This is a genomic window from Acinetobacter sp. WCHAc060042 (assembly GCF_003231195.1).
Taxonomy (GTDB): Bacteria; Pseudomonadota; Gammaproteobacteria; order Pseudomonadales; family Moraxellaceae; genus Acinetobacter.
The window spans coordinates 63,853-83,177 of record NZ_QKVN01000011.1 but is presented as its reverse complement, the minus strand read 5'-3'; the positions used below and the strand labels follow the sequence as shown (position 1 = coordinate 83,177).

At 41.2% G+C, this 19,325-nt stretch carries 19 protein-coding genes; 14 read left to right on the top strand and 5 right to left on the bottom strand.

What is annotated here, in order from left to right; all coding sequences use genetic code 11:
* The first annotated feature begins 290 nt into the window (after window positions 1–290).
* From DPG01_RS06785 to ruvB, 3 genes are all read left to right on the top strand, one after another.
* Window positions 291–1,631 carry a deoxyguanosinetriphosphate triphosphohydrolase gene (locus DPG01_RS06785; RefSeq protein WP_086208278.1) on the top strand — a complete coding sequence of 447 codons (1,341 nt, stop codon included), beginning with the start codon at window positions 291–293 and terminating at the stop codon, window positions 1,629–1,631.
* 126 nt (window positions 1,632–1,757) lie between these two features.
* Window positions 1,758–2,360 (top strand): Holliday junction branch migration protein RuvA, encoded by a 603-nt coding sequence (ruvA, locus tag DPG01_RS06780; RefSeq protein ID WP_004693861.1) that lies wholly within the window; start codon window positions 1,758–1,760, stop codon window positions 2,358–2,360.
* Between the two features lie 247 nt (window positions 2,361–2,607).
* Window positions 2,608–3,615, top strand: a complete 1,008-nt coding sequence (ruvB, locus tag DPG01_RS06775) for a Holliday junction branch migration DNA helicase RuvB (protein WP_110974580.1) — start codon at window positions 2,608–2,610, stop codon at window positions 3,613–3,615.
* A 172-nt stretch (window positions 3,616–3,787) separates the two neighbouring features.
* Here ruvB and DPG01_RS06770 read toward each other — a convergent pair whose 3' ends face one another.
* Entirely contained in the window at window positions 3,788–4,792 is a 1,005-nt protein-coding gene (locus DPG01_RS06770) for a sensor domain-containing diguanylate cyclase (protein ID WP_086208281.1), read from the bottom strand.
* Between the two features lie 531 nt (window positions 4,793–5,323).
* Between DPG01_RS06770 and ybgC the strand changes: the two genes are divergently transcribed.
* The 6 genes from ybgC (at window position 5,324) to pal (ending at window position 10,444) form a co-directional block, all read left to right on the top strand.
* Entirely contained in the window at window positions 5,324–5,731 is a 408-nt protein-coding gene (ybgC, locus tag DPG01_RS06765) for a tol-pal system-associated acyl-CoA thioesterase (RefSeq protein WP_086208282.1), read from the top strand.
* 26 nt (window positions 5,732–5,757) lie between these two features.
* Window positions 5,758–6,456 (top strand): protein TolQ, encoded by a 699-nt coding sequence (gene tolQ / locus DPG01_RS06760; protein ID WP_086208283.1) that lies wholly within the window; start codon window positions 5,758–5,760, stop codon window positions 6,454–6,456.
* Window positions 6,456–6,908: a protein TolR gene (tolR, locus tag DPG01_RS06755; protein ID WP_086208284.1), complete on the top strand. Its 453-nt coding sequence runs from the start codon at window positions 6,456–6,458 to the stop codon at window positions 6,906–6,908. Before tolQ ends, tolR begins: the two co-directional genes overlap by 1 nt.
* A gap of 3 nt (window positions 6,909–6,911) precedes the next feature.
* On the top strand, window positions 6,912–8,216 hold the full coding sequence (gene tolA / locus DPG01_RS06750; RefSeq protein WP_110974579.1) for a cell envelope integrity protein TolA: 1,305 nt from the start codon (window positions 6,912–6,914) through the stop codon (window positions 8,214–8,216).
* Window positions 8,217–8,542: 326 nt separating this feature from the next.
* Window positions 8,543–9,826: a Tol-Pal system beta propeller repeat protein TolB gene (tolB, locus tag DPG01_RS06745; protein ID WP_162622327.1), complete on the top strand. Its 1,284-nt coding sequence runs from the start codon at window positions 8,543–8,545 to the stop codon at window positions 9,824–9,826.
* A 48-nt stretch (window positions 9,827–9,874) separates the two neighbouring features.
* Window positions 9,875–10,444 carry a peptidoglycan-associated lipoprotein Pal gene (pal, locus tag DPG01_RS06740; protein WP_110974577.1) on the top strand — a complete coding sequence of 190 codons (570 nt, stop codon included), beginning with the start codon at window positions 9,875–9,877 and terminating at the stop codon, window positions 10,442–10,444.
* 57 nt (window positions 10,445–10,501) lie between these two features.
* On the opposite strand, the gene DPG01_RS06735 is transcribed toward pal, so the two are convergent.
* Window positions 10,502–10,702, bottom strand: a complete 201-nt coding sequence (locus tag DPG01_RS06735) for an NF038105 family protein (RefSeq protein WP_086208288.1) — start codon at window positions 10,700–10,702, stop codon at window positions 10,502–10,504.
* A 181-nt stretch (window positions 10,703–10,883) separates the two neighbouring features.
* On the opposite strand from DPG01_RS06735, the gene DPG01_RS06730 reads away from it, so the two are divergent.
* The 5 genes from DPG01_RS06730 to DPG01_RS06710 all read left to right on the top strand — a co-directional run bounded on the left by DPG01_RS06730 (window position 10,884) and on the right by DPG01_RS06710 (window position 14,171).
* Window positions 10,884–11,858 carry a class 1 fructose-bisphosphatase gene (locus DPG01_RS06730; protein WP_110974576.1) on the top strand — a complete coding sequence of 325 codons (975 nt, stop codon included), beginning with the start codon at window positions 10,884–10,886 and terminating at the stop codon, window positions 11,856–11,858.
* Between the two features lie 52 nt (window positions 11,859–11,910).
* Window positions 11,911–12,687, top strand: a complete 777-nt coding sequence (locus tag DPG01_RS06725) for a TrmH family RNA methyltransferase (RefSeq protein ID WP_110974575.1) — start codon at window positions 11,911–11,913, stop codon at window positions 12,685–12,687.
* A gap of 161 nt (window positions 12,688–12,848) precedes the next feature.
* A complete protein-coding gene (locus tag DPG01_RS06720; RefSeq protein WP_110974574.1) occupies window positions 12,849–13,463 on the top strand; it encodes an RNA polymerase sigma factor in 615 nt (204 codons plus the stop codon).
* Window positions 13,460–13,777, top strand: coding sequence for a hypothetical protein (locus tag DPG01_RS06715; RefSeq protein ID WP_004693889.1), 318 nt, complete (start codon window positions 13,460–13,462; stop codon window positions 13,775–13,777). The genes DPG01_RS06720 and DPG01_RS06715 overlap by 4 nt, the downstream gene beginning before the upstream one ends.
* On the top strand, window positions 13,767–14,171 hold the full coding sequence (locus DPG01_RS06710) for a DUF3106 domain-containing protein (RefSeq protein WP_086208292.1): 405 nt from the start codon (window positions 13,767–13,769) through the stop codon (window positions 14,169–14,171). The genes DPG01_RS06715 and DPG01_RS06710 overlap by 11 nt, the downstream gene beginning before the upstream one ends.
* 76 nt (window positions 14,172–14,247) lie before the next feature.
* Here DPG01_RS06710 and DPG01_RS06705 read toward each other — a convergent pair whose 3' ends face one another.
* From DPG01_RS06705 to hda, 3 genes are all read right to left on the bottom strand, one after another.
* On the bottom strand, window positions 14,248–16,668 hold the full coding sequence (locus tag DPG01_RS06705) for a CSLREA domain-containing protein (RefSeq protein WP_110974573.1): 2,421 nt from the start codon (window positions 16,666–16,668) through the stop codon (window positions 14,248–14,250).
* Between the two features lie 16 nt (window positions 16,669–16,684).
* Window positions 16,685–18,490 (bottom strand): rhombotarget A, encoded by a 1,806-nt coding sequence (gene rbtA, locus DPG01_RS06700; protein WP_110974572.1) that lies wholly within the window; start codon window positions 18,488–18,490, stop codon window positions 16,685–16,687.
* A 123-nt stretch (window positions 18,491–18,613) separates the two neighbouring features.
* Window positions 18,614–19,318, bottom strand: a complete 705-nt coding sequence (gene hda / locus DPG01_RS06695; protein WP_086208295.1) for a DnaA regulatory inactivator Hda — start codon at window positions 19,316–19,318, stop codon at window positions 18,614–18,616.
* Window positions 19,319–19,325 lie beyond the last annotated feature (7 nt).

Below are 19,325 nucleotides of genomic sequence, written 5' to 3'. Positions count from 1 at the left end.
TTTGACTTTAAAAATCAAACATGATTAGTAACAAATGTTTTAAGGGATAAATTTCCAAGATGCCCGAGTTTTAGGCTTTGATTCGATTCTAAAAACCATTGTCAATTGATATTCGAGCTACAAATAACGAAGTCGACAGCCTCCTTGAGAACAAACAGGACTGCTTTAAGATGCTCTATTGATAAAAATTTAATACCGCATAAATTAAAAGACAACTTATGTCGCAGCCCTCTAGAGCTCGTCACACTTTTTTGGCATGATGAAGCCAATAACTCACTGAATAACGATAAATGATGCAAATGCGTTGGTTAGAACTGCTCTCAACAGTTCGTATTGGAAGTAAAAAACAAAACACAGAATTGGCACGCAGCCCATTTCACAAAGATTATGACCGAATTATTTTTTCCCAAAGTTTTCGCCAACTGAACCGAAAAACCCAAGTCCATCCACTAACTCAACACGATGGCATTCATACTCGTTTAACCCATTCACTCGAAGTCTCCTGCATTGGGCGCTCTCTCGGCATGCTCGCAGCGGAAAAAATCAAAGACGAACTACCAATGTGGATTTCCCCTGCCGATGTTGGAGCCATTATTCAAGCGGCTTGTTTAGCACATGATATTGGGAACCCACCGTTTGGTCATGCAGGTGAATATGCCATTCGTGAATGGTTTGATGATGCATCACACGGCAACTTTTTGGAGAAACTTTCCGCAGAGGAACAAGCTGATGTGCGTCAGTTTGAAGGCAATGCCCAAGGTCTGCGTCTACTGACTAAAATTGACTATCATCCTAATGATGGTGGCATGCGTCTAACCTATGCAACATTGGGAGCTTACTTAAAATATCCGTGGCTATCGAAAACCATCGAATCACAAGGCGATACCCCAGCCAGTAAACGTGCCAAATTTGGCTGCTATCAAGCAGAAAAAGAAATCCTGCAACAAATCGCAGAGCAACTCGGACTGATTCAACTGGGTGAATATCATTATTGTCGCCATCCACTGACTTATTTACTTGAAGCAGCAGATGATATTTGCTACGCCCTGATTGACCTTGAAGATGGCATCATTTTAAACATGTTGTCTTATGAAGAAGTTGAACCGATTTTTTTAAGCTTACTTGGTGAATATAGTGCGCCAGTAGAACTCTCTATGCCAGATACCACGTGGCAGCAAAAAATTGCAGCGTTACGCGGACGGGTGATGAAACGTCTGGTTGAAGAAGTCACATCCGCTTTTGCCAAGCATCATTTTGAAATTTTAAGTGGACAACTGGCTGGCAGTTTATTGCAATACTGTGCTGCTGATATTGAGTTAGGCATTAACCGTGCGAAGGATTTAGCCCGCGATAAAATATTTGAACACCCTCAAAAAGCTGGTTTGGAAATTATTGCTCATCAAAGTTTGCAAAATATTTTAGATGCCTTTATTCCACTCACTACACCACATAAAACCTTAAGTTTTAAAGAGCAGCGCTTAATGGCTATTTTATGTCGTTCTGGTGCACACTTTGGCAGTAACCATTATGAAAATATCATGCAGGTCTTAGATATTATTTCTAAGTTTTCAGACCACCAAGCCTATAACTTGTCTCAGGAATTACAAGGTAATAAAGCAGGATTGATTTAAACTTCTCATCAGCATCCAATTTGATGATAAAGCCATCAATCCGAACTCAATTTTCCGTGAGTCTTTTGCCTTTCTGCGCAATGCTCACTACTATGCAACCATTGATAAAAAAGTGAATCACACAACATGATCGGATGTCTTATTGGTGAAGTCTTCGCACTAGAAGCACCCACCGTACTTTTAAATGTAAATGGTGTCGGTTATGAAATTGATACACCACTGACGACCTTCTGCCAACTACAAAAAGGCCAGAAAATTACCTTATGGACACACCTTGCCGTGCGTGAGGACGCTCAACTACTTTATGGCTTCCTGCACCAACAAGAAAAAATCATTTTTCGCACGCTGTTAAAGGTCAACGGTGTCGGCCCTAAAATGGCTTTAGGTATTCTGTCCACACTCAGTGTCGATATGCTCATTCATACTGTCGAACATGAAGATATCAATACTCTGGTTAAAGTACCGGGCGTGGGTAAAAAAACCGCTGAACGTTTGATGATTGAGCTACGTGATCGCTTTAAAGCGATGTCTTCAGGCACAGCGCCAAGCAACTCAACCGTTGAACAAATCCAGTTCACAGGCAACTCTGCCGTTGCAGAAGCCGAAGCTGCATTGCAGTCTTTAGGGTACAAACCTCTAGAAGCACAGAAATTGGTCAATGCTGCAAAAGGTGATTTTACTGAGGCGAGCGACATCATCCGCGCCGCACTCAAATCCATGAATAAATAATTCAAATAGACACACCAATACACCTAAATTGGATACACGAAGGCGACATGGATGTCGCCATGTTGGATTGGGATATAAGGACATATCCTCAATCCAACACAAGATTTACTTGCGGACTTTTAAATATATTTAAAAGCCCTCATTTTGATCTTTCAAAAGTAAGGCAATGCCTACACAATGGTACCTAAACACAAATCATAATTTGAGGCTGTGCCTCGAAAGTTCAGCCAGAGATTGATTTAACTATATGCAAGACCGTCTCATCGGTGGTTCCGAAAAACCCGAAGATCATATCGACCGCGCAATCCGCCCGACCTCACTCGATGACTACATCGGTCAACCCGTGGTTCGTGAACAAATGGAAATCTTTATTGGTGCAGCCCGTGGTCGTGGTGAAGCCCTTGATCACACCTTAATTTTTGGTCCACCGGGACTGGGTAAAACTACACTGGCCAATATTATTGCCCGTGAAATGGGTGGAAACCTCAAGTCGACTTCGGGCCCTGTACTAGAACGTGCTGGGGATTTGGCAGCCATGCTGACCAACCTTGAAGAAGGTGATGTGCTATTTATTGATGAAATTCATCGTCTTTCCCCCGTGATTGAAGAAATTCTGTACCCTGCGATGGAAGACTACCAACTCGATATTATGATTGGTGAAGGTCCCGCGGCTCGTTCCATTAAACTCGACCTACCTCCTTTCACTTTAGTTGCAGCAACCACACGTGCAGGTTTACTTACTTCTCCTCTTCGTGATCGCTTTGGTATTGTGCAACGCCTTGAGTTCTATTCGGTCACGGACTTAACGCATATTGTGACTCGTTCAGCCAATTTGATGGATGTACCGATTACGCGAGAAGGTTCAGCAGAAATTGCACGTCGTTCTCGTGGTACACCGCGTATCGCCAACCGTTTACTACGTCGAGTCCGTGACTATGCGCAAGTCAAAGGTACAGGTGAAGTGACACAAGATATGGCGCAACGTGCACTCGATATGCTCAATGTCGACAAAGACGGTTTAGATACTTTAGACCGTCGTTATTTGAGTATGTTACTTGAGCGTTTTGATGGTGGGCCTGCGGGCGTAGAAGCTTTAGCAGCAGCAATGGCTGAAGACTCAGGTACGCTTGAAGATGTGATTGAACCGTATTTGATCCAGCAAGGTTATGTGATGCGCACCGCTCGGGGGCGTATCGCCACCAATATGGCATATTTACAGTTTGGACTGACCCCACCTGAACCCAAAGACAAATAAAAACATGATGTCATCTTAAAAAGAACAGCGAACTGAGCTACTAGCTAAATGGGGCCACTACATTCGCTGTTCTGTGTTTGACAGTAAGAGCTATACATCAAAGCCAAAAATTAGCATATTATCAAATACTTAACTAAGTATAAGCGCTTTTTAATTTACGATGAGAAGCAACTTATTGCATGTTTTTACGTTGCTTTTTTTGCAGGTACATTTGTTGATCCGCGAACTCAATTAAAGGATCAATTTCCAAAGCATCCTCGGGGTAGATTGCAAGTCCGACACTCGCCCCTATTTTTAAATCTAATTGTTCAAAGCGAAAAGGCAGCCCACACGCTTCAGCAATTCTATTCATCGCTGATGTAGCTAAATCTCTATTCGCAACACTGCTGAGTATTACTGCAAACTCGTCACCGCCAAGGCGTGCAACTAAATCCTCTTGTCTTATATTGTTTTTGATGCGATGTGCAATTTCTTTTAACGCGACATCTCCCATACGGTGACCAAATTGATCATTGATCGTTTTTAATCCATCCATATCAATCATCAAAACACCAATATGCTTTCCGTGTTTCTTGGCCTGTAGCACGCCTTGTCTTAAATAATCTAAAAATAATGCACGATTGGATAAACCCGTCAGGTGGTCTTGAGTCGCAAGTTTATATAACTCCTGTGCACCAAACTTAGTGGCGTGGTACATTGCTGCGGCAATTAACTCTGACATCAAGCTCAAGAGTTGCAAATCACTTTCTTGAAATGCTTCTACATCTTCAGAGTAAATTTTTAGCACGCCCACCGCTTCACCACAATGAGTTAACGGTACTACAGCCATTGACCTCAGCCCAACTCGTCGGCATGCTTCACGATCCACACGCGAATCATTTTCACTATCGGTACAATACAAAGTCGTGTTTTGTTCTACACATAAGCCAGACAAACTATTGAGCTTATGAAGCCGTAGCCCAAGTAAGTGGGCTGCTCCACCAGATACAGCGCGATACACCATATCGCCATTTTCATCAAGCTCGACTACAGCACCTTTTGCATTGGTGATTTGCTGTGCTTGTTCAGCAACCAATGTCATGACTGCGTTGAGATCCAAACCAAGTTTTGCGATAGACGTTTGCGTCTGAATCACGGACATAAGTTGCGATGGTGTAGGTTGGTTGGCGTTGCTCATAACATCTATAAACACTTACATTTTTGGATTATTTAAAAAAATTATACAATTTGCATCGCATAAACTGAATATTTTCAAGCGATACGCGATCAAATACAGATGACACTACCACGTGATAATCACTGTCTTCATGTGATAATCATGATAAATCTTCAGCAATAGACCCCATACCCTTGGTATGTTGCACCAATATAAGCAGCCAAGACAACTGCTTCTTTATACACAGCGGTAAAGACATATATGTGCATACAGCCGAGTTAAAGAATTCAAATACGTCCCCATCACCAAAAATAAAAGCTACTTTCTCAACTAGAATGTGCTTAATGCCACCTATAGTTACACAGTGAAATAGTTGTATGATCAGGAACCCTAATATTTGACACCTTGTGCCATTGGAGTGAAATCTCAAACTGCTAAACTTCGAGCCGTTACTCCACTTGACGTATCTAAATTTTAAGGCTGTATACTTGAATATAAAAGCGTCAAGGAACTTAAAATCAATTCATAAACTGAATAAAACGGAATACCCTCATGGCGAATAAATTCGAATTCAACATTCGTGTCTATATTGAAGATACCGATGCAGGTGGCATTGTTTACCACGCCAATCATATTCGCTTTATGGAACGTACTCGTACCGAATGGCTACGTGCTGCGGGTGTAGACCATTACTGGCACCAAAAAGACTATAATTTTGTAGTACACAAAATTAATGTGAAATATTCACGTCCAATTTTAATGGATGATTTAATTACTGTTACAGCAAGTGTTGTTTCGTGTAAGGCGACGTCATTTGTGTTGCAACAAAATATTTATCGTGGTGAAATCATGCTTGCATCTGGCGAAGTCGAATTGGCATGTATCAGTTCAGAAATGAAACCACGTCGCCTGCCAGATGAAATTCGTAACCTGATTCTGAAGGAATTAGGACAAGACTAAAAAAATTATTGGCACATGTAGTAACTATGGCAACTCAACTCGAATCATCTCTTCAAGTTTCAGATCTAATTTTACAAGCAAGCCCTGTCGTACAACTGATAATGCTGGCTTTACTTTTGGCCTCGCTGTTTAGCTGGTATCTGATTGCCAAGTTACACATGAGTTATAAAAAAGCACAGGCAGACGATGAGCATTTCCAAAAAATTTTTTGGTCGGGTGCTGAGCTGAATACGCTATATAACAATGCGCAACTTAACTCCAAACGTGTCGGCCTTGAGGACATTTTCTATCAAGGTTTGGGGGAGTTTTTAAAACTAAAAAAACGCAATGCTGCACCAGCACAAACCATTGAAGGTACAGAACGTATTTTACGTGTAGGGCTAAGTCGTGACCAAAGCCAACTTGAACAAGGCTTAGGTGCTTTGGCCAGCATTGGTTCTGTTGCCCCTTATGTCGGTTTATTTGGTACCGTGTGGGGCATCATGAATGCGTTCATTGGTTTAGCTGACGTAGATCAAGTCACCCTTGCAACAGTTGCACCAGGTATTGCTGAAGCACTCATTGCTACAGCGATTGGTTTATTTGCTGCTATTCCCGCAGTATTGGCATTTAACCATTACACAGGAAAAGGCGAAACGGTTTACTCCGATCGTGCTTTATTTGCAGAGGAAATGGTTGCGTTATTACAACGTCAGTCTTTGGGTGAAACTAAGGAACATGACTAATGGCAATTCAACGTTCAGGACGCTTCGAGCGCATTAAAAAACCACTAAAAAGTGAGATGAACGTCGTCCCATATATTGACGTCATGCTCGTATTATTAGTCATCTTCATGGTGACTGCACCCATGATTACCAGTGGCATCAATGTCGATCTGCCACAAGCCAATGGCAATCCTATTGAATCAAAAGATGCACCTGCAATGGTCAGCTTAGATAAAGAAGGTCGCTATTTTCTTAAATATAAAACGCATAGTTCAACTGAACCTTTGGCTTTATCTGAATTGACGTCTATTTTAAGTGAAGCACAACAACAAGCTCAGGCTGAAAACAAAACTTTAACTGTTGTTGTAGAAGGTGAACAGTCTCGCTCTTATGGCGAAGTCATGTCACTTATGAACAGTCTACAAGAAGCGGGCCTCACCCAAGTTGGATTACTCACAGAGCCATTAAAGTAATTTATGAAAGATTTTAAAAAGCCACCTTTTAAACAAAAAGCCATCGCGCTTGGATTTACCTTTGGTATCCATGTGATTGCTGTTGTTGGCTTACTTTATCTTGGTATGAGTAAACCACCTGAGCCACCGAAGCAAATCAAGACTGTTCTGATTAAACCCGAGGACTTAAAGCCTGTTACGCTTGAAGAAACAAAGTTTACTGAAACAGCACATGAAAATGTAGCCAAAGAAATCACACAAACGGCTCCCCCCACTGTAGAGCCTGCACCTGTTATTCCAACCCCACCTATAACACCAGTTGTGCCAAAGGTCGATACTCAAAAAGCAGCTGCGGATGCCAAAGCCGCTGAAGCGGCAGCGCGTAAAGCAGAAATGCAAAAGCAGTTAGAAGCACGTGCGAAGGCTGAAGCTGAAAAACTTAAAGCACAGCAAGAGCGTGCCGAAGCTCGAGCTGCCGAACAAGCGAAAGCTGCTGAAAGAGCCAAACTGGATGCTGCCGCAAAAGCTGAAGCAGATGCAAAACACCGAGCAAACTTAGAAGCATTGAAAAAAGCGGAAGCTGTACAAAAAGCGAAGCTTGAAGCACAGAAGAAAGCTGATCTCGCTAAAAAGCAGCAACAAATTATTGATACCAATAAAGCTAAAGCTACGGCGGATGCAAAGGCCAAAGCGGATGCAGATAAAGCCAAGGCTGCCGCTGATGCAAAACGTAAAGCCGATGCGGACAAAGCAAAAGCCGCCGCTGATGCGAAGGCTAAAGCAGATGCCGATAAAGCCAAGGCAAATGCCGATGCTAAAGCTAAAGCAGATGCAGCGAAAACCAAAGCCGACGCTGATGCGAAACGTAAGGCCGATGCGGATAAAGCTAAAGCTACGGCGGATGCAAAAGCCAAAGCAGATGCAGAAAAAGCCAAGGCTGCCGCTGATGCAAAACGTAAAGCCGATGCCGAAGCAAAAGAGCGTGCGGCTGAAGAAGCACGTGCTTCATCTGCAAAACAGGCTGCCGAAGAAGCTGCACAAAAGAAAGCTGAGGCCAAACAAATTGCGTCCACGGCAAAACGAGACTTTGAAAATAAAATTAAGCGTGCATGGGATACCCCTGCCGGCTCAAGTGGGAAAACAGCGACAGCACGTGTGACGCTATCAGATAATGGTACTGTGCGGTCCGTCATTGTGAGTTCTAGCGACCCAGACATGAAAGCCAGTGTTGAAGCCGCGGTTCGTTCTGCTGCACCCTACCCTATGCCATCAGACCCAGAGGCGCGCAGACAAGCTCAAAGTTTTACTTCATCATTTACTGCAAAATAAAAATATCCCCTGAACAAAATCAGGGGATATTTATTTTGAGCACAATATGAAGTTTTTGTAGCGTTCTATGACCTAAAAGTACGTCAACTTTACACATCAAAATTATTTGATGTTTCAGCTATTCCATAACCGTTTCCGTACATCTATGACCTTGATCGGGTGATTCCTTTTCCTATTTACGCTTAAACCACTTAATTCGTACTCACTTTTCACAGTGTTATAACAGATCAATCATAATTTCATGCTTTCAATATTAGAAAATCATGCCATTATGTAGAACAATTAAATCCACAATAAAAGACGTTTGTTTGAGTAAATAACGAATGATGGAAATGACGCGTAAACACCTTCTTAGCCTAGCTATTTTAACTGCTTTTAGCCCAGTCTTAGTGACTCAAGCACATGCCCAGCTTCATTTAGAAATTGCAAAAGCACCTGAAGAAGCACCGAAAATTGCAATCGTGCCATTTAGCAATGACAGCAGTCTTTATCCTATTATTGAAACGGATTTAAATCGCTCAGGAAAATTCACCAGTTCCTCAAAAAATCTACCCGCAACAGCCAGTATGAACACACCTAATGCAGCTAACTGGCAGGCAGCTGGTGTACCGTATGTGGTGACTGGTACAGTTAAGTCTGCTGCAAATGGCGGTTTCGAAGTCCAGTACCAACTTTATGATGTGCAGAAACAACAATACCTTTTAAATGAATTATTAACCGTTCCAGCATCCCGTGTGCGCTCTGCCGCACACATGATTAGTGATGCTATCTATCAAGCACTTACAGGTATTCCTGGTGACTTTAGCGGACGGATTGCTTATGTACTACGTAATCCAGCTACGCCAGAACAACGCTATACACTTCAAATTGCCGATACCGATGGTGAGCAACCTCGGACGATCTTAACGTCACGTGATCCAATTTTATCACCAGCTTGGACTCCAGATGCCAAGAAAATTGCCTATGTGTCATTTGAAACTAAACGCCCCGCAATTTACGTTCAAGACCTTTCTACAGGTACACGAGAAAAACTTGCCAGCTTCCGTGGTCTTAATGGTGCGCCAAGTTTCTCACCAGATGGTAAGAGCATGTTGTTTACGGCATCTATGCATGGCAACCCTGAAATCTACCAAATGAACTTGGAAACCCGTCAGTTACAACGTATGACCAATGACAGTGCGATTGATACTGAAGCGCGTTATGCTCCTGATGGCAAATCATTTATTTTCACGTCTGACCGTGGTGGCTCTGCGCAGATTTATCGTTACGACTTCGACAGCAGTAACTATAAACGCCTAACTTTCCGTGGCGCATTCAATGCACGTGGCACACTCAGTGCCGATGGCAAAAAACTGGCACTAGTACACCGTCCAAGTGGCAGTAACTATAAAGTCGCGATTCAAGACCTAAACTCAAGTGTCACCAATATTTTAACGCCAACCAGTTTGGATGAATCACCAAGTTTTTCACCAAACGGACAAATGGTGGTCTATGCCACACGTGAAGGCTCACGTGGTTTGCTCTCGATTATGTCATTGGATGGACGCTTCCGTATGAACCTTCCAAGCGAACAAGGTGAAGTGCGCGAACCCGCTTGGGCGCCTAAATAATTTTTAACTGTCTTTTTTAGTAATCATCAGTTTTCATGGAGATGAAGAATGAAATCAATCAAACTTTTAGCCCTTCCTATTTTAGCAACTGCTCTAGTTATGACTGGTTGTGCAAGTCGTAAACCAGCAGCAACAATTGAGGCGGGTCAAAATCCAAATGGTGCCACCACAGTCAACACACAAGGTCTAAGTGAAGATGCTGCATTAAATGCACAAAATCTTGCAGGTGCATCAGCAAAAGGTGTGACTGAAGCAAACAAAGCATTTTTAGCAAAACGTGTTGTTCACTTTGACTACGATAGTAGCGAACTCAGTAATGAAGACTATCAAACTTTGCAAGCACATGCTCAGTTCCTCATGGCTAATGCAAACTCTCGCGTAGCGTTAACAGGTCATACCGATGAACGCGGTACACGTGAGTACAACATGGCATTAGGCGAACGTCGTGCTAAAGCTGTTGAGAGTTTCTTAATCACTACAGGTGTAAGTCCAAACCAACTTGAAGCCGTTAGCTATGGTAAAGAAATGCCTATCAATGCCGGTCATGATGAAAATGCATGGAAAGAAAACCGTCGCGTAGAAATTAACTACGAAGCTGTACCGCCACTATTAAAATAGTAGTCGTTTCTTCAGCTATAAAAAAAGCGCTCAATTTCGTGGGCGCTTTTTTTATGACTAAACTTGTTCAGGCTTGGGATCTTGGTCAGACTCTTCAGCGTGTTGCATAGACTCAATCATGTCATGCTTATTGAACTTTTTGTACTCAGCTTTGGCTTCATAATCTTGCCATGCTTTTTTTACACTATCCGCTGAAATGTCATCTAGAGTAATCCCTTCGCTCGGCGTTGGAGTCGCATCAAATTTTTGCGTAGTCATTGTTGTGCTCCTATTTTTACCTGATGTTCCTTTCATCAACATAGCACTTTCCACGAGACTTGCAAGGGTAAAATCACAGCAAATAGTCGAGTTTAATTGTTCTTTTGCCTCGTTCTCGACTAAAATATAGCGCAAAGTTGATTTTATTATGTATTCAAGTTTTAGTGGAGCCTTCCCCCTTATGTCATATCTCAATCTGTCCCAATTCTTAGAACAACAAACGGGAAATCTTACGCCTGAATTGGCTCAAGTGATTAGCACAATTGCTAACACTTGCCAGACCATTGATCAAGCTTTGCAAAAAGGTGCCTTAGCAGGAGTTTTGGGCAGTGCACAAAATGAAAATGTGCAAGGTGAAGAACAAAAAAAATTAGATGTGATTTCAAATGACTATTTAATTGATGCTTTAAAAGTACACCCACAGGTTGGTGGTTTAGCTTCTGAAGAATTAGATGAATTCACCCCAGCACAAGAAAATGGCAAATATTTAGTGTTATTTGACCCTCTTGATGGTTCAAGCAACATCGACATTAATATGTGCGTGGGTACTATTTTCTCAATCTTGCCTGCAAAAAATGCAGTAACTCAAGCTGAAGATTTTATGCAAGCAGGCAACCAGCAAGTTGCTGCGGGTTATGTGCTCTATGGTCCATCCACCATGTTAGCGTTAACAGTCGGTGCAGGTACTGTGTTTTTCACTTTCGACCCTGAAACTCAACAATTCTTGCTCACTTCTGAAAATATTCAAGTAGCAGCAGATACCAAAGAATATGCAATTAACTCATCCAATCAACGTCACTGGGAGAATCCAGTAAAACGTTATATTGAAGAACTTCTTGCAGGCAAAATAGGTCCACGTGAGAAAGACTTCAACATGCGTTGGGTTGCGTGTATGGTTGGCGATATTCACCGTATTCTTTGCCGTAGTGGTATTTTCATGTATCCATACGACCTCAAAGATCCGAAAAAAGCAGGTCGCCTGCGTTTAATGTATGAAGCAAACCCAATGAGTATGTTAATTGAACAGGCTGGCGGTGCATCTACAACGGGTCGCGTTCGTATTTTAGACATTCAACCGACTGACCTACATCAACGTGTCCCTGTGATTATTGGTTCTAAAAACGAAGTCGATTTAGTGACTGGCTACCACAACTAATTTTTTAAAATGCGCATAACCATCTAACGCGTTATGCGCACGAGTCTCCCTCATGTCAATCGTTTTTCTTGAATCAAAAGACAACCCAAAGATTAAACATCTGCGTGGTTTAATCGAACAAAGTAGTTACCGTAAAAAGCAAGGTCAAACCGTGCTTGAAGGGACACACTTAGGCTTAGCTTGCGTTGAAAAAAAGAAGAAACTCAATTCTATTTTCACCACTGAAAATGCACTCGAACACCCTGATATTTGCGATATTTTAGATGAATATGAAGGTGCTGTTTTTGTCATTGCTGAAAGCCTGTATCGAGACTTAAGCACATTGGGGACCACTTTGCCCTTCTTGGCAGTTGTAGACTTACCAAGTTCAAGCCAAAGCGTAGACTTTAGCTTAGACACCCTGATTTTGGAAAATATTCAAGATCCAGGTAATGTCGGTACACTCCTCCGCTCCGCAGCTGCTGCAGGGATTAAACAAGTGATCTGCACCAAAGGCTCAGCATCACTTTGGTCGCCACGTGTATTACGCGCTGGTATGGGAGCGCATTTCTCGCTCAACACCTATGAAAACGTTGCCATCGAAGATATACTCGAGCGCTTTGAAATTCCAGTGTATGTCACCAGCTCACATCAAGCTGAAAGCCTGTATCAAAAAGATTTAACCCAAGCTTGTGTCTGGATCTTAGGTAACGAAGGTCAAGGTGTTTCTGATTTTGCTTTGGCCCATGCCCAAGCAGTTAGCATTCCACAACCAGGTGGTCAAGAGTCTCTTAATGTGGCAATTGCAGGTTCAATTTGTTTCTTTGAAATGGTACGACAGCGACTTTAAAATCGTTAAGTTATATTAATTAAAGTCGGTTCAGCTGAAAAAATAGATTACACTAGAAAAAATAATTAGTTGTGTTGTCAACCAAACCATTATTTCCAACGTTATAGGCACATGATCGAGGAAATAATGGTGGGTATCCAATGACAGGATTTTCCATCTCTATGGATTTAGCACCCAAACAGTCTAAAGCGCAAGATTCGAGTATTCTTAAGAGTACCGCTGAGTCTCGCCTGAAAAGCTTTATGCAAGAAGTGACTGGTCGTGCATTAGTGATGATGGAAAGTGCAACACAAAACCAACATGGCATTGCCATGGATTTGGTGCAAGAAGCCTTTATTTCTCTGCATAAGTCTTATGCAGATCGTTCTACGGAAGAATGGTATCCCCTGTTCTATACCATTTTAACCAACAAATTACAGGATTGGCGTCGTAAAGAAGCACGTCGAGCACAACCCTTTTCTTTCTTCAAAAAAGTCAGTCTTGATGATGACGATCTTGAAGTCAATGATGTAGTTGATGAAAGAGCGCTAAATCCATCAGACTTTTTAAGTCAAGCTGTTACTGCTGATGAAATTCAAGAAGCCATTGCGAGCCTTCCAGTTCGTCAACAGCAAGCATTTATGTTACGTGCATGGGAAGGTTTTGATACTACAACTACTGCACAAATCATGAATTGCTCTGAAGGCAGTGTTAAAACGCATTACCATCGTGCGATTCAAGGCTTACGCCAAGCTCTCGCACATTTGAATCCACATCTAGGAGGATCATCCGAATGAAAGATGATTTCTTAAAGCAAGTAACCTCCAAACTTGATGGACTCGCGCAGCACCACAAAAATAAACCCGTGGTGATGCAACATGTTCTTGATGATATTCAAGATCAAAAGTCCTCACGTTATGGCCTTTGGAAAATGTCTGGTTTTGCTTTAGCTGCGGCTATTGCAGGTTTCGTGGTTCTTCCAAACTCTGTAACTCTCGATGAAAAACCACACAACCAAGTAGTTTCGACTCCTAAACTTTCACCACAGATGGTTGAAGATTTAGAAATGTTATTGGTTTTAGGTGAGGACACCGTTCCACATGGCAGCTAAACGTGTCGCTTTTGCGCTTTGTACACTGGGTTTTTTACAAACCAGTTTTGCAGGTTTTGAACGTTTTTGGATTTTTTCCAAAGATGCGGATACGCAAGTATCTGAAACGTGGGAATCGCTATCTGAAGAAGAACAGCGTGCGTTAATTCAACGCTACCAGTCCCTCAAAGAACTCCCAGATGCGCAAAGTGCCGCACTTCAACAACGTATGGATTGGTTCACTCAGCTACCTGAGCAAGAAAAGCAGAAAATGCGTGATACATGGCAACAGATGAGCACCCAAGAGCGACGTGATTTAGGCATTCGCATGCAAAAAGCTGATGCAAATGAACGTGTAAACATTCGTAATGAATATATTAATAAATACATCAATAACCATAACAGCACACATTAAGTTCAGTCAAAACTTATGACCTACTGCTCTCAAGTTCATAAAAAATGCCTCAATTGAGGCATTTTTTATTTTAATTCTAAATTTTACGGCGTTGTCTTAACCACACCAATGACAATAACCCTATCACCCCTAAACCACCGATCGAACCGCCTCCACCGCCACTTGATTCTTTATTGGTATTTTTAGCAGTATTTTTAAAGTAGATCATCGCAGATTTAGACTCTTCAGCCTCAGCATCATAAATTACATATTCAATCTCATAGGGGAATGGGCTGAAATTATTGCGCACTTCAACTTCAATATTACCGCCATAACATACATATTTCTCATACTCTCCAGGACACGGTCCTGTACGCTCTGGTTTAATATTGATACCTGCATCTTGACGAACAATACGAATTGCAAGATTTTCACCATTAGCATCTTGGTAAAATGCTGGTCGCTGATATTCTGAAGCCACAGTGCTAACAGGGCCATCACCATCATCACTATCATTGGAAAGTGGGTTTATATTTAATTTTAATGTTCCACCGTAATTCAATGTGTATTCGTCTGTTTTGGCAATTGGTTGAATATTGCTAAATTCAGCCTTTAAAATTCCTGACGATGTTGTCTGTGTTGACTTACTCTGAACAGTATATTGACAATAGACATATTCAGAACTATTGGTAGGTTGACCATCTGTTCGATAAATCAGGATTTGTTTTAAATCATCTTTCCATTCACAACGCAGTGTTGGATCAGCCCTGAGTTTAGAAGTATCAAGGACACCACCTGTAGCACTGAGTGTTCCAACACCCAAAACCTTAGTTTCAATAATTGCATAATTATCTGTGTTTGGTTCTTTTAAAGCTGATGTTCCATCAGCAGAATTAATCACAGCTTCATCTTGAAGTATAAAAAGGAATGGATCGACATAAATCGCACGGTATTTTTGATCAGTTTTTGTCGCAGATAAAAGTGCTTTATAGCGTTGTAACTCCTCATTAAATTCAACTAGAAAGTCAGGGTTAGTATTTTTATTGGCAATTAAATCTTCTAATTCCTTAATATTATCTTCATAAGCTTGTAGACGCTCTACATGTGAGGTGTTTTTCAAATCGGTAATGTCTGCCGCCGCCAAGCGACGAAGTTCAACAGAACCAATATCGCAACTATTGGCATCTTCTGGAGCCAACATCAAGGTTCCATCAACAATACGATCTAAGCCACGCTGATCACTACTATTACAGTCTAATTTGCTGTTGGTATCTAACAAATCAATACCTCCCCCATTGACTTTCGGGAAGTACATTTGTCGAAATAAATTATACTTTGATGGTTCAGTTAATGAACTCAGTAAGCTAGACATAGCAACATTTTTAACATCAATATTGGTATCAACCGAATTACTTACAACCCTTGCACCTTCAGCGAACTCACACTGGCTTGTACTTGTATCAAAAGCGTTATAAGCAACTGTCACACCAGCATCATACTTATCCGACAAAGTCTGTGATCCTAAATAACGGCACGACTTGTATTGGTTATATGCAAGCACATTGTAATATAAAGATTTATCACCAGAATCATCATAATCCAGAACACCTGCTGCACTATTTTCCACAATGGTATTGTTTGAAAGGATAAAACTACTTTCTAGACTTAAATTATGTTCACGAGTATTGATGGCATAAATAATACTTCCGTTTGTAGGACTCGCAATGTTTTTTGCCACAGTATTATTACTCATGGCAACTTTAGGATTCCCGCAGAAGTCAAATGCACTGAGACTCGATGTCAATCCATTCGCAATAAAACTACTCGCCCTAAATTCTAGATTAGCCTTCACATCCAAAAGACCTGCATTGCACTGCATTGCAAGAATACTACCAACATTCGCCTGATTACCCTGCAATACACTGTTATTAACAGACAGTTGATGTTCCCCCGATCCAACTAAATATAATGCCCCACCTTTCTTAGCAGATTTTGAGTTTAAAATCTGACTATTGTTGAGGGTTAATGCTCCGCCAATAAGCAGAGCCCCACCTTCATCCGATGAGTAACCATTTTCTAAAACTACATTTTCAAGTGTTAGACTACTCTGTGTGATGGTGTTAAATAAACGTGATTTCCCAGCCGCATCAATTCGTGAGGTCAACTCACCTAGTGCTGGATACTTAAAACTAATTGGGCTTTTCTCACGATCTAAATATGGACTTTTTCCTAAAATCACAACCTTAGATTCAGGTGTGATTTCTTTATTCAACTTATATGTACCAGCCTTTAATTGAATATAATCTGTCTGACCAGAACCTGTATTTCCAGCTGTGCAGCCCCCATAAGCCTTGTTGAGACTCGCTGTTTTAATTGCCTCACGGAGTGAGCATTGATCCATGTTCACATTATCTTCATCTTCAAATGTATTGACATGAATGGTCTTATCTTCCGCTGCAATTAGAGCCATGCTCGCGACCACCACGGCTCCTAACAGTCCTTTCTTAAAATATTTCATGTTTGGCCTTTTCTTTTTATTTTCGACGCAGCAAAATTAATGCAAACAACCCGAGTAAGCTAAGAATTCCAGTGCTTCCTCCAGAGGTTTTAATTTTGTCACTTTCCATATGATTTTGTGGTTCTTGCACAATTTGAACATTCACTTCAATGAACGGAACATGCTCATCAAAGCGTGTTGTTGTGGTCACAAGTTGCAATCTAAAAATATCTGCACCATGCCATGATCCATTTGGCGTATAGGTGATATTCCCTTGCTCATCAATAACAACTTTGCCCTTGGAAACAGTTTGAGTCTGCTGTACACGCATACAACCCGGTTGCCATTCTTCACCATTAGGCGCTTTGACTGAGTTGAACAAGGTCGCACATTCAGTTTTAGACAATAAATCACTATCCCCTAGCAAATCTGCAACTGAAAGCTTAGCAACTTGGCCAGAGATTAAATCCTGACCAATCAGACTAATGCTGGTAGGGACTTCAATTTCAATTGCGCCTCGGTCACAGAAAGTATTATTACTATTCCTGTTTACGCCTCGTTGATCAGAGCTTTCACAACCAATCAGAGTATCGGTTGAGTTCACAACTACTTTACCTTTATTCACAATTGGTGAATCTAGCCAATGCATTTGACTCATTAAGATACGTGGGCGTATATAACCTAAAAATTTTTGATTAGGTACCTTATACGGACACAGTAAGCTATCCCCATCTTCAGACATCGTCTTACAATCGCCAACAACATCATTGCCTGCAATCAGAGGACCCGACCAAAACTCATTGGGATAGTAATTTACACCACTTCCACAATCCTCTTGTGTAACAAGATTATTCTGAAGCACGGCTTTAGCAACATTTCCAGCACAGTTTTCTGCAATTGTATTTTCAATGTTGCCAAGTACAATACTATTCGCCAAATAAGCCATGTTTGCAGTGGCATCAAAGTAAATACCTTTACTATTGCCAACGACAGTTAAATTGTTCAAAGCCATACCATCACGAACATTGACGACATAGCCTGTATTTTTGACAAAGGTACTACTGACAAGACGTGATGTTAATGTCAATAAGGTAGAATCTTCGTTAACAGTCGCATTATTTAAAGAATAAATATTGGCACTTGTACTGTTTGTTGTTTTATTTTCTTTGAAAACAGAATTAGATATGCGAAAAGAAGGTGCACCACCATATAATATTGCCCCTTGTAGCGCTTGGTTCTTCTCGACCAGACTCGAGCGAATCTCTACTATGCTTCGACTTATCCCATCAGCCAGCAAGGTTGCAACATTATAAATAGCACCGCCTTGCTCAGCAAAACCACCTGTTAATTTGACATATTCTAAACTTAAATATTCATTATTATAAATTAGCCCGCCCTGCCCAATACCACACTCCTGTTCACAGCCTTGCAAACTTACTTCTTTTAAATTCACACGAATTAAAGCGCTTTGATCATTATCAACTCGTAGAATATTATCTTGCCCATTCATTTTTAAAATGGCATTACTTACACCCTGAACAATCTCATCCCCAACAGAACTATCGTATGTAGTTCTCAGCGTCATATCTTTTTTTATGCTTAAGTGATTGTTTAGTAAATATGTTTTATTTTTTTCAAGCAAAATTGTTGAAATAGCATCTTTACCACCACAACCATAATATCCAGCTTCTGGCATGTCTTGATTAATATATTCGATAGCTTCGCGAAGTGAACATTCCGTGTCATTTTTGACAATATCTGCAGTGGTCGTGACCTTAATATTGTCTGAGTAGGCATGACTCGCCATCAATAGCGTAGCTACACCTATGCTCTTCTTGAGCATAACGATCTCCTTGCTTTTTATTTTATCTTTTCTTTTTATTCTTAGGTTGCATAATCCCTGCAACACCTAACAATTTTCCGTACTCTGTCACAGCTCGAACAATTTCTCAAGTAATATTATGATTTACCGATATTCGTCAATCAACGCATAAATCTGTCTTAAGTTTGCATTACTTAATTTGGTTTTCTCTCCCTTCAATAACTGAATCAACTGTTCCAAGCTTTGTAATAATATCGAGGTTTGATGCGGACCATGTGCAAGTAAATAATCAATAATTTGTTGATCCATATGAATCCCACGACGTGAAAGAACTGACATCACCAGTGTCGATCGGTCAGCATACAAACTACCATTTGGGACTTTCACACTCACCGCTTGGGTTAAACGTGACTGCAAATCAGGTAACTCAAGTTTTAACTCAATGGGAGCAACCCGAGAAGAGAACACCAACTGTCCACCTTCTTCATTGTTATAGTTGATTAGATGGAAAACTGCTTTTTGCCAATGTGGTACTCCACTAATGGCTTCAATATCATCTAAAGCGACCAGATCAAAACGTTCTAAAGAGGTAATTGCTTCAGTCGGAGCATCAAGCAACTCAAGCAATGAAACTTGAATTGCTGTTTTTCCAATTTCCAGATAGGAATCGCAAATTGCTGAGAGCAAATGACTTTTCCCTGAACCTGCACCACCATAGACATAGAAACGATTCATTAAACCCGCATGTAACTGACGAATTGCATCTATAACATGCCCCCACCCTGGCCCAGAAAAATCACTGATCCGAGCATCGAGTTGAGGTTCAATATCTAATTGCAATTGACGCATAGGGGGG